General features: G+C 72.7%; 12 protein-coding genes and 1 pseudogene. 7 read left to right on the top strand and 6 right to left on the bottom strand.

The window, feature by feature from the left end; genetic code table 11:
* The first annotated feature begins 2 nt into the window (after positions 1-2).
* A complete protein-coding gene (locus ACFZDK_RS40070) occupies positions 3-1073 on the top strand; it encodes an adenosine deaminase (RefSeq protein ID WP_390980107.1) in 1071 nt (356 codons plus the stop codon).
* Here ACFZDK_RS40070 and ACFZDK_RS40065 read toward each other — a convergent pair.
* Genes ACFZDK_RS40065 through ACFZDK_RS40055 form a run of 3 tightly spaced genes read right to left on the bottom strand, consistent with a single transcriptional unit; the run spans position 1055 to position 4057 of the window.
* Complete coding sequence (locus ACFZDK_RS40065) at positions 1055-1570, bottom strand: DUF664 domain-containing protein (protein WP_390980105.1); 516 nt, start codon at positions 1568-1570, stop codon at positions 1055-1057. The two genes, ACFZDK_RS40070 and ACFZDK_RS40065, sit on opposite strands and share 19 nt — an antisense overlap.
* Before the next feature lie 27 nt (positions 1571-1597).
* Positions 1598-3082: a carotenoid oxygenase family protein gene (locus ACFZDK_RS40060; RefSeq protein WP_390980103.1), complete on the bottom strand. Its 1485-nt coding sequence runs from the start codon at positions 3080-3082 to the stop codon at positions 1598-1600.
* A gap of 60 nt (positions 3083-3142) precedes the next feature.
* Positions 3143-4057: a LysR substrate-binding domain-containing protein gene (locus tag ACFZDK_RS40055; RefSeq protein ID WP_390980101.1), complete on the bottom strand. Its 915-nt coding sequence runs from the start codon at positions 4055-4057 to the stop codon at positions 3143-3145.
* A gap of 111 nt (positions 4058-4168) precedes the next feature.
* On the opposite strand from ACFZDK_RS40055, the gene mgrA reads away from it, so the two are divergent.
* Positions 4169-5161, top strand: a complete 993-nt coding sequence (mgrA, locus tag ACFZDK_RS40050; protein WP_390980099.1) for an L-glyceraldehyde 3-phosphate reductase — start codon at positions 4169-4171, stop codon at positions 5159-5161.
* Here mgrA and ACFZDK_RS40045 read toward each other — a convergent pair.
* Both ACFZDK_RS40045 and ACFZDK_RS40040 read right to left on the bottom strand, forming a co-directional pair.
* The gene (locus ACFZDK_RS40045; protein WP_390980097.1) at positions 5151-5438 is read right to left on the bottom strand and encodes a DUF1905 domain-containing protein; all 288 of its coding nucleotides are present in this window, start codon (positions 5436-5438) and stop codon (positions 5151-5153) included. The two genes, mgrA and ACFZDK_RS40045, sit on opposite strands and share 11 nt — an antisense overlap.
* 68 nt (positions 5439-5506) lie before the next feature.
* Positions 5507-5890, bottom strand: coding sequence for a nuclear transport factor 2 family protein (locus ACFZDK_RS40040; RefSeq protein ID WP_390980095.1), 384 nt, complete (start codon positions 5888-5890; stop codon positions 5507-5509).
* 312 nt (positions 5891-6202) lie between these two features.
* Between ACFZDK_RS40040 and ACFZDK_RS40035 the strand changes: the two genes are divergently transcribed.
* The 4 genes from ACFZDK_RS40035 (at position 6203) to ACFZDK_RS40020 (ending at position 10515) form a co-directional block, all read left to right on the top strand.
* Positions 6203-6613, top strand: coding sequence for a hypothetical protein (locus ACFZDK_RS40035; protein ID WP_390980336.1), 411 nt, complete (start codon positions 6203-6205; stop codon positions 6611-6613).
* Positions 6614-6680: 67 nt separating this feature from the next.
* Positions 6681-9020: an FHA domain-containing protein gene (locus ACFZDK_RS40030; protein WP_390980093.1), complete on the top strand. Its 2340-nt coding sequence runs from the start codon at positions 6681-6683 to the stop codon at positions 9018-9020.
* Positions 9021-9028: 8 nt separating this feature from the next.
* Positions 9029-9577, top strand: a complete 549-nt coding sequence (locus tag ACFZDK_RS40025) for a hypothetical protein (protein WP_390980091.1) — start codon at positions 9029-9031, stop codon at positions 9575-9577.
* Positions 9577-10515, top strand: coding sequence for a protein kinase (locus ACFZDK_RS40020; RefSeq protein WP_390980089.1), 939 nt, complete (start codon positions 9577-9579; stop codon positions 10513-10515). Before ACFZDK_RS40025 ends, ACFZDK_RS40020 begins: the two co-directional genes overlap by 1 nt.
* On the opposite strand, the gene ACFZDK_RS40015 is transcribed toward ACFZDK_RS40020, so the two are convergent.
* On the bottom strand, positions 10512-11801 hold the full coding sequence (locus ACFZDK_RS40015) for a streptophobe family protein (protein ID WP_390980087.1): 1290 nt from the start codon (positions 11799-11801) through the stop codon (positions 10512-10514). The genes ACFZDK_RS40020 and ACFZDK_RS40015 overlap by 4 nt on opposite strands.
* Before the next feature lie 155 nt (positions 11802-11956).
* On the opposite strand from ACFZDK_RS40015, the pseudogene ACFZDK_RS40010 reads away from it, so the two are divergent.
* Positions 11957-13165 (top strand): annotated as a pseudogene (locus ACFZDK_RS40010) (DUF6777 domain-containing protein); the annotation flags it as partial.
* Between the last annotated feature and the right edge of the window lie 90 nt (positions 13166-13255).

Genomic DNA, 13255 nt, shown 5'->3' with positions numbered 1-13255 from the left:
CCATGACCGCTACGCGCGTAGACGCAGATGTGATCCGTCGCCTCCCCAAGGCCGTCCTGCACGACCACCTCGACGGCGGCCTGCGCCCCGCCACCCTCGTCGAGCTGGCGGCCGAGGTCGGTCACACCCTGCCCACCACCGACCCCGACGAGCTGGCCGCCTGGTATGTCGAGGCCGCGAACTCCGGAGACCTGGTCCGCTACATAGCCACCTTCGAGCACACCCTCGCGGTGCTGCAGAGCAAGGAGGGGCTGCGGCGGGTCGCCGAGGAGTACGTCCTCGACCTGGCCGCCGACGGCGTCGTGTACGGCGAGGTGCGCTACGCGCCGGAGCTGAACGTCAAGGGCGGGCTCACGCTCAACGAGGTCGTGGAGAGCGTGCAGGAGGGGCTCGCCGCCGGTATGGCCAAGGCCGCCGCCGCGGGGACGCCCGTCCGCGTCGGCACCCTGCTCTGCGGCATGCGCATGTTCGACCGCGTCCGCGAGGCCGCCGAACTGGCCGTCGCCTACCGGGACGCGGGCGTCGTCGGCTTCGACATCGCCGGCGCCGAGGACGGGTTCCCGGCCGTCGACCACCTGGACGCCTTCACGCACCTGCGCGGCGAGAACGTGCCCTTCACCATCCACGCCGGTGAGGCCTTCGGCCTGCCCAGCATCCACCAGGCGATCCAGGCCTGCGGCGCCCAGCGCATCGGACACGGCGTGCGCATCACCGAGGACATCGTCGACGGCAAGCTCGGCCGCCTCGCGAGCTGGGTGCGCGACCGCCGGATCGCCCTGGAGATGTGCCCCACCTCCAACCTCCAGACCGGCTGCGCCACCTCGATCGCCGAGCACCCGATCACCGCGCTGAAGGAGCTGGGCTTCCGGGTCACCCTCAACACCGACAACCGGCTGGTCTCCGGCACGACGATGACCCGGGAGATGTCCCTGCTGGTCGAGGAGGCCGGCTGGGGCGTCGAGGACCTGCGCACGGTCACGGTGAACGCCCTGAAGAGCGCGTTCATCCCGTTCGACGAGCGCAAGGCCCTCATCGAGGACGTCGTCCTGCCGGGTTACGCCGCCGTGCTCTGAAGCAGCCCCCGCAGGTAGGCGGCCTGTCCGACGTGCTGCAGGTCGTCGGACAGGACGCTCACCAGCCGCACGCCCAGTGTGACCGGCGGATCCCAGCGGACGTCCACGATCCGTTCGAGGTCCGTCGCGGGGAGGTCGCGGAGCATCCGCAGGGTCTGCTCGTGCACCGCGTCGTAGTAGCCGGTCAGCAGGTCGCCGGAGTCCACCGTGACCTTCGCGACCTGCGCGGCGGTGTGGCCGTACCCGTGGTCATGGGGCAGCAGGTCGAGGCCGAAGCGTTTCTCCCAGCCCTGGGTCAGCCACACCTGGTCCAGGTCGAAGGCGTCGGCGATGTGGTCGTCCTGGATCCGGGTGAGGTGCCAGACCAGCCAGGTGACGGAGTTGGCGTCGGGGGCCGGGCGCCGGTTGAGCAGATCGGGGTCGAGGCCGTCGAGGGCGGCATGGACTTCTTCCTGGATGCGGCCGAAGCCGTCGATGAGGATGTCCCTTGCATGCATGCGACCACGATCGCGCATCCCCGGCCGTCATGCGTCCGGAATCCAGCTTCCGTGGAACCCCAGCGGCACCCGGCCGGGCAGATGGATCCGGGCGACCGGCTCGCCGGTGAAGTCCTGCGCGGCGAGGATCACCAGGTCGGCGGCGCCCCGGTCGGGGTTGTGGACATAGGCGAGGGCGTACCCGTCGTCCTCCTGGGCCGCGTGTTCGCGCGGTACGAACACCGCCTCGCCCGCCGCGGCGCCCCTCGGCAGCCGGTGCACCTGGGCCGTGCCGCGCGCCAGGTCGTGCTTGAAGAGGGCGTTGGAGAACGCGCGGTCCGGCGGGTTGCCATCGCCCGCCAGATAGGCGACGGACATCTCGGCGGCCGCCGCCGAGTAGCCGTAGCGGTGCCGGTGCGACACCAACTCCTCGTTGACGCGCGGGAATTCCTGCGGCCGGTCGTCCAGCGTGCGCCGGCGGACCCGCCCGTGGCGCAGATCGACGGTCCAGCGCTCCAGCTTCCCGGTGCCGACCGCGTGCGGTCCGTCGGTGGTCCGGCCCGCGACGTCGAACGGCGCCGGATACGTCGTCAGGTCGATCACCACGGACGCCCCCTCGTCGTACGCGTTGAGCGTGTGCGAGTAGAACACCGGGTCGACGCCGAACCAGCGGACCGCGCCCCCGCCCCGGGGCATCACACCGACCCGCGCCGGGTGCTCGCGGTTCCAGACGTACGGCACCGGGACGCCGCGCTCGGCGGCCGCCGGGTCGAAGGTGACCGGGACGTCGAAGACCACCACATGCCTCTCGGTGAGGGCGAAGTCGTGCATCATCGGCGCGTCGGCGACCGGGATCCGCGTGGTGCGGGCGAGCCGGCCGTCCGGGCCGACGACCAGGTGCCGGACGTGGTCCCAGGTCGGGTAGTAGGTGATCGCGTGCAGCTCGTCGGTGTGCGCGTCGTACTTGGTGTGCGCGGTGAACGCGCCCTCCAGGGTGCCCCGGAAGTCGTGCGTGCCCACCGTGTTGAGCTCGCCGTCGAGCTCGTACGGCAGCGGGCCGCTCTCCTGCAGCGCGAGGATGCGTCCCCGATAGGGGATGACATGCGTGTTGCAGGCGAAGTCGTCGGGCGGGACCGGGCTCGGGGAGGACTCCCCGAGCTTGGCCGCCACCTGGGAGGAGCGCACCCAGCGGTTGCGGTACCACTCGGCGCGGCCGTCCCGCAGCCGCACCCCGTGCACCATGCCGTCGCCGAGCATCCAGTGGTGGGCACGCGGATCCTCCAGGCCGAGGACGTTCGGGCCGTTGCGCAGATAGCGCCCGTTCAGCTCGTGCGGGACACGGCCGGTGACCGGCAGGTCGAAGGCCGTGAGTTCCTCGGTGACCGGGGTGAACGCGCCCTCCAGGAAGGGATACCGGTGCTCCGCCGGCGCGGTCGCCGCCGCTGCCGGCCGGGTCGCCGCTCCCGTCAGCGCGCTCGCCGCCGCGATGCCCGCCGCCCCGCGCAGCACCGTACGCCGTGTGTGTTCCGCCATCTCCGCACTCCCCGTTTCCGTAGGTGACGGTCACGAGTCTGCGGCGGCGGGGAGCCGGGGTCAGGAGGGGCAGGCCCCGTCCGGGGGTGGTGTCAGGCCCCCTGTTTCGAGGAGGGTGATCAGGGCCCGGGCCGCGGGGCTGGTGGCCGTCTCGGGCGGCAGCAGGGCGACCGTCTCGTACGCGGCTTCGTCCGTGTCCTTGAGGGCGAGCGCGGTGAGCGCGGGCCGCTTGTGCCGGAAGTGGCGGGGGACGACGGCGACACCGAGGTTCTCGTCGACCAGGTCGAGGAGGCTGTGGACGTCGTTGACCTCCAGCGCGACCGTGCGCCGTACGCCCGCCGAGGCGAAGGCCGCGTCGGTCGCTCGGCGCGGGCCCCAGTCCGGGTGGAAGTCGACGAACACCTCCCCGCCGAGGTCCTCCGGGAGCACCGCCGCGCCCGCCGTGGCCAGCCGGTGGCTGGGATGGCAGAGCACGGTGATCGGCTCGCTGGTCAGCGCCACGGAGCGCAGCTGGTCGGTGTCGTCCTGGGTGCGGTAGGCGAAGGCCAGGTCGAGCCGGCCCGCCGCGACCTCCTCGGCCAGCGCCCCCGACCCCGCCTGCCGCAGCCGGATCTCGACGTCGGGGTGGCGGCGCCGGAACGCGGCGAGGAGCCCCGCCACATGCACCCCGGCGATGCACTGCTCGGTGCCCAGCGCCAGTGTGCCGCGCAGCACGCCCTGCACCGCCGCCACCGCCTCGTGCGCCGACCGCACCTGGGCGAGGATGCGCTCCGCCTCGCCGAGCAGCGCCCGGCCCGCCTCGGTCAGCGTCACCCGGCGGGTCGTCCGCACGAAGAGCGGTGCCCGCAGCTCCCGCTCCAGGGCCCGGATCGACGCCGACAGCCCGGACTGGGACACCATCAGCCGCTCGGCCGCCCGGGTGAAGTGCTGGTCCTCGGCGACCGCGACGAAGTGCTGGAGATGACGCAGTTCCATGATTGAGAAGCCTAACCGCACAATTCCATCGGATTCTTCTGTTGGACCACTGCCCGCGGCTCGGGAAAGAGTGGGATCGGTAGATCGTGTGCCAACCCCTCTGGAGTCGCGTTGTACACCGCACACCCCGACCGCTACGCCGACATGCCGTACCGCCGCAGCGGCCGCAGCGGCCTGAAGTTTCCCGCGCTGTCGCTCGGCCTCTGGCACAACTTCGGGCCCGACCGGCCGGTGACGACCCAGCGCGCCATCCTGCGCCGCGCCTTCGACCTCGGCGTCACCCACTTCGACCTCGCCAACAACTACGGCCCGCCGCCCGGCGCCGCCGAGTCCGCGTTCGGCGAGGCCCTGAAGGCGGACTTCGCGGCGTACCGGGACGAGCTGATCATCTCCACCAAGGCCGGCTATCTGATGTGGCCGGGCCCGTACGGCGAGTGGGGCTCCCGCAAGTACCTGCTGTCGTCCCTCGACCAGTCCCTGACCCGGATGGGCCTGGACTACGTCGACATCTTCTACTCGCACCGCCCGGACCCGGAGACTCCGCTGGAGGAGACGATGGGCGCCCTGCACTCCGCGGTGCAGCAGGGCAAGGCGCTGTACGTGGGCATCTCCAACTACTCGGCGGAGCAGACCCGCGAGGCCGCCCGCATCCTCGGCGAGCTCGGCACCCCGCTGCTCATCCACCAGCCCCGCTACTCGATGCTCGACCGCCGCCCGGAGACCGAGGGCCTGCTGGACGCGCTCGACGAGCTCCAGGTCGGCTCCATCGTCTTCTCCCCGCTGGAGCAGGGCCTGCTGACCGGCCGCTACCTCGACGGCATTCCCGAGGGCTCCCGGGCGGCGAGCGACAGCCCGTTCCTCAACTCGGACGCGGTCACCGAGGACCTGGTCGGGCAGCTCCGCGAGCTCGACGAGGTCGCCAAGGGCCGCGGCCAGACCCTGGCCCAGCTCGCCCTGTCCTGGGTGCTGCGCGGCGGCCGGGTGACCTCCGCGCTGATCGGCGCCAGCAGCGTGCGGCAGGTCGAGGACTGCGTCGGCGCCGCCGCCAACCTGGACTTCGACGCGGAGGAACTGACGCGGATCGACGCGATCATCAACCGCTGACGCGTTCGGTGAGGCGGACGAGGACCGCGTCCCCCTCACCCTTCCCGATCGCCTTGCGGACGTCGGCACGCACGGGAAGCTTGTGCGTGCCGTCGCCCAGGGCCATGAAGGAACTCCGGAACGGGTGCCCGTCCACCGTCCCGGCGATCCTGACGAGCCCCCGGGTGCCGAAGAACGTGGCGGACCCGGGCCAGACGACATAGGTCCAGCCGCCTTTCGCCGGGCTCCTGCGCAGGACGGCGGTGAATTCCACGTCCAGCCGTACGGTCGTATTCATGGCGGTCCTCCGCTCGCGGTGGTCTTTCGTTCAGGAGACCGACGCGAGCGGCGGAACTCATCGCCGGCTCAGGCTCCGGCCGGAACCCGGTCGAGGAAACCCAGCACCCGGCGGATCCGGCCCTCCTCGTCGATCGTGACCACGTCAAAACCGGCCACCGGTGCGGAGCCGTCGGCCTCGTTCACCAGCTCCCAGCCGAAGCGCGCGGTGTCGTGGTGACCGTCCACCGCGCCGAGCGGACGGAACGCGAAACCGGGGAACTGCTCGTGCGCCGCCGCGATCACGGCCGCGATCTGCGCATGCCCCGCGACATCGGCCAGCGGGTCGGTGTAGGAGCCCTCCGGGGCCCAGGCCGCGGCGACCGCCTTGCGCAGCGCCTCCGGCTCGGTGGCGTTCCAGGCCTCGAAGTAGCGGGCGGCGGCGGTCTGGTGACGGTCGGTGTTCACGGACATGGCGGATCAGCCTCCATCGAGGGTCGTCATCGCTGGTCAGGTGGTGGATCGCGGTGTGCGCCGATCCGTTGGCACCACCATGCCCGGGGCCGCGCGCCGGGTCGATTACCCCTCGGGTAATGAAGGTTGGCCGGTACAGCTCGCGCATTTCGGCCAATTCGCAGAGGGAATATGCCAAGAGACTGGCCGGAAAGGCGTGGTGACAGTGTTTCGAAAGTGAACATACTCGAATGTCAGGGGCACTTCACCGCACAGGAGCCGCACGGAAAACCGGCCCGCGACGGCACACCGGCGAGCTACGGGGGAGTGATCGTGCACGACGAATTCCTGTGCCATGTCACGGCATACGGCACGTGCGGCGGGCAGCGCATCGGCGTTCCGCTCGGCACCTACCGTGCGCCGACCCTGGCACTGGCGCTGTGGTGGTTACGGGACCGGGCCTCCTGGATCGCGGAGCGACTGGACCCCTTACCCGAGAACCCCAGATTTCCGCAGGGGGCGCTCGTCCCGGTCGCGGAGACCGTCCTTGACGTGCCCGGCCTGCTGCGCGCCTGGTGCTCCGACGTGGTCCGGCAGGAACTCGTCGCCGACGAACTGGCCGGCGGACGGCTGGTCAGGATCGCCGTCCAGGACGACACCACCGAGTACGAACTGCTCGCCGAGTCCGTCGACGCCCTCCGTATGCAGCGCACCATCCCGGCACTCGTCGTCCCCGTCGCCTGACACGTGACAGCCGCCGCCCGGCGGCATGGCCAGGCGTATAAGGGGTCGGATCGGTAGAATTCTCCCCATGGCGGAGCGGCCGGTCGCCTCGACGGCGCCCGAACTCGTCCTGGAGACCGACACGGGCTCCACGGTGATGAGCCCGGGCCGCGACTACCACGTCGGACGCGACCCGTACAGCGACATCGTCATCGACGATGCCCGGGTCTCCTGGCACCACGCGGTGCTCCGGCCCGTCAACGGGCACTGGACGCTCGAGGACGAGGACAGCACCAACGGCACCTACGCCGACGGCCGCCGCGTGCGGGAATGGGAGGTCGGCCCCGGCACGGTCATCCGCTTCGGCAGCCCCGCCGACGGACCGAGCGCCGTCCTGGTGGGCCGCGCACCGCCCGCCCCGGACCGCCCCTCCGTCGTCTCGATGCCCAGCCGGACCGGCACCTTCCGGCAACCGTCCTCGGTACGGCCGCTCCAGGCCGGCACGGTCCGCATCGGCCGCGCCCTCGACAACGACGTCGTCGTCGACGACCTGGTCGTCTCCCGCCACCACGCCGAACTGCGCGCCCACCCCGACGGCGGCCACGAGATCGTCGACCTCGACAGCCACAACGGCACCTACCTCAACGGCCGCACCGTCACCCGCGCCCCGCTCGGCCCCCGGGACGTCGTCGGCATCGGCCACTCGGCGTTCTGCCTGGTCGACGGCAGGCTGCAGGAGTACGTCGACACCGGCGAGGTCTCCCTCGACGTCCAGGACCTCACCGTCGCCGTCGACCGCGGCCGCAAGATCCTGCTGGACCACGTCTCCTTCCCGGTGGGCGAGAAGTGCCTGCTCGCGGTGGTCGGACCCAGCGGCGCCGGCAAGTCCACGCTGCTGGGCGCCCTCACCGGCCAGCGCCCCGCCGAGCACGGCACCGTCCTCTACGACGGCCGCGACCTCTACCGCGACTACGCCGAACTGCGCCAGCGCATCGGCCTGGTCCCACAGGACGACATCCTGCACGTCCAGCTGACCGTCCGCAGCGCCCTCACCTACGCCGCCGAACTCCGCTTCCCCGAGGACACCGCGAAGGCCGAGCGCCGGGAACGGGTCGAGGAGGTCATCCGGGAACTGGGCCTGGAACAGCGCGCCGAGCAGCCCGTGCACAGCCTCTCCGGCGGGCAGCGCAAGCGGGTCAGCGTCGCCCTGGAACTGCTGACGAAGCCGTCGCTGCTCTTCCTCGACGAACCGACCTCCGGACTGGACCCCGGCATGGACCGGTCGGTGATGAACATGCTGCGCGGCCTCGCCGACGACGGCCGCACCGTCATCGTCGTCACCCACAGCGTGCTCAGCCTCGACGCGTGCGACCGCCTCCTGGTCCTCGCGCCGGGCGGACGGACCGCCTACTTCGGACCGCCCGGCGACGCCCTCGGCTTCTTCGGGTTCGACGAGTGGCCCGAGGCCTTCGAGGCGTTCGAGCGGGACACCGGCCGGGACTGGGCGGGGGAGTACCGCGACTCGTCGTACCACCGGAAGTACATCGTGAACTCCAGCACGCAGCCGGTCGTGCCGCGTACCGGGCCCCTCGCCCCGGCCCCGCCGCCGAGGCCGCGCAGCTGGGGCGCCCAGTTCGCCACGCTGGTGCGCCGCTACACGGCCGCGCTCGCCGCCGACCGGACCTTCCTCGCCATCATGATCGGGCTGCCGTTCGTGATGGGCGCGATGGCCCGGGCCGTCGCCGGCAGCAGACTCACCGTCGACACCGCGACCAACGCGCTGCTCATCCTGTGCGTGGGCGGGGTGCTGACCGGCGCGGCCAACGCCGTGCGCGAGCTGGTCAAGGAACGTGTCATCTACCAGCGCGAGAGAGCCGTCGGCCTGCCCAGATCGGCGTACGTGATGTCGAAGGTCGTCGTCCTCGGCGCCGTCACCGTGCTCCAGGCGATCGTGCTCACCCTGGTGGGCCTGGCCGGCGTCGACCTCAACGCGCCCGGCGGCACAGGGGTGTTCATGTCGCCCCTGCTGGAGATCACCGTCGCTGTGGCCGTGCTCTCCTTCACGGCGATGATGCTGGGCCTGCTGATCTCCGCGCTGGTCCGCAAGGAAGAAGTGACGATGCCGCTCCTTGTGCTGCTCACCATCGTCCAGGTCGTCTTCTGCGGGACCGTGCTGAAGGTGAACGGCGTGCCCGGTCTGGAGCAGCTCGCCTGGCTGGCGCCCTCGCGGTGGGGGCTCGGCGCCATGGCCGGCACTGTCGACCTGCACCGGATCGTCCCCGGCACCCTCACCGCCGACCCGTTCTTCCGGCACTCGGCGGGCGTCTGGCTGCGCAACATGCTGATGCTGGTGGTACTGGCGGTCGGCTTCGGCGTGGTGCTGTCCCGGCTGCTGCGCCGGCACGAACCCGCCGTCATGCGAAAGTAGGCGAGGCGATGACGACGACGCCAGGATTCCGGCCCACCCATGTCGTCCCGGCCGACGGCATGCCCGCCTGGGAGGCCCCCGACCCCGCCCGGCCCACGGTGCCCCTCGATCCGCTGCTGCCGGTGCAACTGGTGGAGCGGCGCGGCGACTGGGCGCACATCAGCTGCGCCAACGGCTGGGCCGCCTGGGTCGACGGCCGCTACCTCGTCGCCGTACCCCACGACCCGCCCCTCACCGGCGGCCTGTCCACCGAGGCCACCGACCCCCGCCCGCTGCTGGCCCGCGCCGAACGCGCCCTGGCCGACTACAACGCCGCCGTCGAGGAGCTGGCGGGCGGCGCCCTGGACGGCGAGTCCTTCCGGGACCGCACGCACGGGCTGCGCATCGGCGTGGTGGTCGACGGGGAGTCCGTGTGGCTGTACGACCCCGCCGAGGGCCGCTGGCTGTACGGCGACGGACGACGGCTGACCACGTACGTCACCGACCGGGCCGAGCCGGGCAGCGACGGCCCCGGCCACTACCCGACCCGGGTGGTCACCCCCGACGGAGAGCGCTGATGACCGGCGGCGGCGCGCCGGCGCTCGCCGACCTGGCCGGCAAGGAGATCGCCGGCTATCAGATCGGGAGCCGGCTCGGCCGCGGCGGCATGGCCGTCGTGTACCGCGCCCACGACCCGCGCCTGGACCGCACGGTGGCACTGAAGCTGCTCACCCCCGAACTCGTCCGCGACGACACCTTCCGGCAGCGCTTCATCCACGAGTCCCGGGCGGCCGCCGCCATCGACCACCCGCACATCGTGCCGGTCTACGAGGCCGGCGAGGCCGACGGTGTCCTGTACATCGCCATGCGCTGCGTCGACGGCTGCGACCTGCGTCAACTCCTGGACCGCAAGGGCCCGCTGCCCTTCGCGGTGGCCGTGCGGATCGCCACCCAGGTGGCGTCCGCGCTGGACGCGGCCCACGACCACGGCCTGGTCCACCGGGACGTCAAGCCCGGCAACATCCTGGTCGCCCGGGGCCCCGACAGCGACCACCCCGAGCACGTCTACCTCACCGACTTCGGCCTCACCAAGAAGTCCCTGTCCCTGACCGGCCTCACCTCCGTCGGCCAGCTGGTCGGCACCCTCGACTACGTGGCACCCGAGCAGATCGCGGGCCGCCCGGTGGACGGCCGCTGCGACCAGTACGGCCTCGCCTGTGTCGTCCACGAGACCCTGACGGGCCGTCCGCCCTTCGTGCGCGACGACGACATGGCCGTGCTCTGGGCCCACCAGTACGACGAGCCGCCCGCGCTCACCCCGGCCCGCCCCGACCTCGGCCCGGCCGTGGACCAGGTCCTCGCGAAGGCCCTCGTCAAGTCCCCCGACGACCGCTACGACTCCTGCCTCGCCTTCGTCACCGCCCTGCGCACCGCCACACCGGCCGCCACGCCGGAGGAGCGGCGGCCGGTCACCCGCCCGCCGCCCTGGGCGGAACCCGTCCTGCGGGACCGCTAGGCGGCCACCTCGCCCCGCCGGCTCACCCGCCGGGCCGCCGACGCGCCCAGGAACCCGGCGCCCAGCCCCCAGAGCGCGCCAAGGCCCACCGCCGACCACAGGTGCGGCCGCAGCAGCACCTCGCCCGACAGACCGCCGCCCAGGTCGCCGAGGCCGAGCAGGGAGAGGCCGTAGTGGGCGGAGACCCGGACGGTCAGGCAGAGCGTCAGCATGGTCAGCGCGAGGGCGATCGCCAGATGCAGCGCGTGCCGCCATGGGCGGATGCGGGCGGGGGAGCGCACCACCATCAGGAAGGCGGCCGCCAGCAGCAGCACTGCGGCCACGCCGACCAGCCACCACGCCCTGCCGTCGTGGGCCGCCAGGGTGCGCACGTTCAGGGTGGAGACGTCCGGGGCGCGCAGCACCTCCGCGAGCACCTTCGGCACCGGCAGGCCGAACGGGCCGTCGACCCTGCCGTCCCAGGTGGCGCCGAGACCCAGGGTCAGGGCCAGCCACGCCAGGTTGGGCAGCCCGAGCAGGACCAGCGCGAGGGTCTCCCTGGCCTGCCCGCGCGTCACCATCGTGACCAGGGCGATCACCAGCGCCAGCGCCACGTACGCCAGGACGAGCACGACCATCGCGTACGCCGCCGGGCGCACCGACGCCTGGAAGCGCAGCAGCCGCCCGGGCAGCGGCGCCCCGCGCGACACCAGCAGCGCCAGCAGCAGGATCCCGGCCAGCCACAGCAGCCCGAACACGACGGTCAGCGGCACATCCGTGGTGAAACCCACCCTCGGCGAGGCGTCGAGGAGGTCGGTGACCTCGCTCAGGGTGCCGCTGCCCACGTTCACCGTGAAGGTGTGCCGGGCGCCGAGCGCGAGGCCGATCAGCGCGAGCAGCCACAGCACCGCCAGCCGCGCCGCCCACCCGGCCAGCTCCCGGGCACCGGCCACCGCCCGATGCCGCAGCGGCCGCAGGAAACCCCCGGCCACCACGAGCGCCCCGACCAGCGTCACCGACAGGGGTACGGCGGTCAGCCCGGCGTTCGTCCGGGCCAGCTCGCCCGCGTTCCCCGACAGCTCGACCGTGCCGCCGACCGCCGTCACCACGGTCGCGAGCACCACCGGCCCGAACGCGCCCTTCGGCAGGTCCGTCGCGCCCGCCGCCCACAGCCCCCCGGCGGCCACCACGGCCATGGCGACCAGAGCGGCCAGGACCACGGCCAGGGCCAGCGGCCAGCCGTGCCGGGCCACGGCGCGGGCGACCGGCGCGGCCACCGGCCGCTCCGAGGCGATTCGGGGGCTCACGTTGTCACGCTAGGCAACCGCCGGACGCCCCGCCCGCCGGGTGAGCCGTCCGCGTCCGCTTGCGGACGGTACCGGACCGGCGCACATTGGGCTCGTTGTGCATCAAATGAGGCATTTTTTGCAAATGCCGTTTATCGCAACGGGGAGATGAGCGCGTGAGCGTCCAACCGCCGTCATCCGGCCGCCCCACAGGGCCTCCCTCCGGCCCGCTGTCCGGACCTTCCGGACCACCGGCCGGACCCCCCTCGCAGCCGCCCACCGGCGGAGGCGGCGAGGGCGGACGGCCGCACCGGCCGTGGTGGCGGTCCGCTCCCCGGATCGCCATGCTCACCACCGCCGTGGTGGTCGCCGTGGTCCTCGCCGTGGTCCTCACCCGTGCGGGCAGCGGCACCGGCAAGCGCGGCGAGGTCTTCCTGCAGGCCGCCAACAGCGCGGGCCAGGACCCGTTCACCGGGTCCACCGCCGCAAAGAACTCCGCGACCTCGGAGTCCCCCGCCCCGGCCGCGCCGGTGGTCTCGGGGGCTCCGGCGAACCAGGTGCGCGGGGTGAGCGGCGCGGCGCCCGGCCTGTACAGCGGCACCCAGAACAGCGGCAGCTGCGACGTCGAGCAGCAGATCAAGTACTTCCAGGCCTCGCCCCCGCGCAACAAGGCGTTCGCCTCGCAGGTCGGCGTCCAGCCCTCCGGCGTCCCCGCCTACCTGCGCTCGCTCACCCCCGTGCAGCTGCGCGCGGACACCCGGGTCACCGCCCACGGCTACCGCGACGGCGGCGCGACGACCTACCAGTCCGTCCTCCAGTCCGGTACGGCCGTCCTGGTCGACGGGCACGGCGTGCCCCGCGTGCGGTGCGCCTGCGGCAACCCGCTGACCCCGCCGGTCGCCCAGCGGACCACCCCCCGGACCACCGGCGCCGCCTGGCCCGCGTACCGGCCCGCGAACGTGGTCGTCGTCGCACCCGCCGCGCAGGTCATCAACGTCTTCGTCATCTTCGACCACCGGCACGACGACTGGTTCGGCCGCCACCGGGGCGACCACACCGGGCACCAGGACCACCGCACCAGGCCTCCGGCCGACCCGAACCCCATGTATCCGCCGGCCTCCACCGGCCCCTCGCGCCCGTCGAGCCCCGGCACCGGCTCGTCGTCCCCCTCGTCCCCGTCGTCGCACTCGCCGTCGTCGCACTCGCCGTCGTCGCACTCGCCGTCGTCGCACTCGCCGTCGTCGCACTCGCCGTCGTCGCACTCGCCGTCGTCGAACTCGCACTCCCCGTCCTCACCACCGCCGTCCTCGAAGTCGCCCTCGTCCCAGTCGCCGTCCTCCGAGCCGCCGTCTTCCGCGCCGCCTTCGTCGCAGGCCCCTTCGTCGGAGTCACCGAAGACGGAATCGCCCAAGACCGAGTCACCGAAGACCGAGTCACCGGGGTCCGAATCGCCGGCGACCGAGCCGGGGTCGAAG

The organism is Streptomyces sp. NPDC007901 (assembly GCF_042959465.1).
Classification (GTDB): domain Bacteria; phylum Actinomycetota; class Actinomycetes; order Streptomycetales; family Streptomycetaceae; genus Streptomyces.
This window is presented reverse-complemented; position numbering and strand designations above follow the sequence as displayed.

What these genes read in the sequence shown, in the direction of transcription:
- ACFZDK_RS40070 (WP_390980107.1), top strand. Translation starts at nt 3, where the DNA reads ATGACCGCTACGCGCGTAGACGCAGATGTGATCCGTCGCCTCCCCAAG.
- ACFZDK_RS40065 (WP_390980105.1), bottom strand. Translation starts at nt 1,570, where the DNA reads ATGCATGCAAGGGACATCCTCATCGACGGCTTCGGCCGCATCCAGGAA.
- ACFZDK_RS40060 (WP_390980103.1), bottom strand. Translation starts at nt 3,082, where the DNA reads ATGGCGGAACACACACGGCGTACGGTGCTGCGCGGGGCGGCGGGCATC.
- ACFZDK_RS40055 (WP_390980101.1), bottom strand. Translation starts at nt 4,057, where the DNA reads ATGGAACTGCGTCATCTCCAGCACTTCGTCGCGGTCGCCGAGGACCAG.
- ACFZDK_RS40045 (WP_390980097.1), bottom strand. Translation starts at nt 5,438, where the DNA reads ATGAATACGACCGTACGGCTGGACGTGGAATTCACCGCCGTCCTGCGC.
- ACFZDK_RS40040 (WP_390980095.1), bottom strand. Translation starts at nt 5,890, where the DNA reads ATGTCCGTGAACACCGACCGTCACCAGACCGCCGCCGCCCGCTACTTC.
- ACFZDK_RS40030 (WP_390980093.1), top strand. Translation starts at nt 6,681, where the DNA reads ATGGCGGAGCGGCCGGTCGCCTCGACGGCGCCCGAACTCGTCCTGGAG.
- ACFZDK_RS40025 (WP_390980091.1), top strand. Translation starts at nt 9,029, where the DNA reads ATGACGACGACGCCAGGATTCCGGCCCACCCATGTCGTCCCGGCCGAC.
- ACFZDK_RS40020 (WP_390980089.1), top strand. Translation starts at nt 9,577, where the DNA reads ATGACCGGCGGCGGCGCGCCGGCGCTCGCCGACCTGGCCGGCAAGGAG.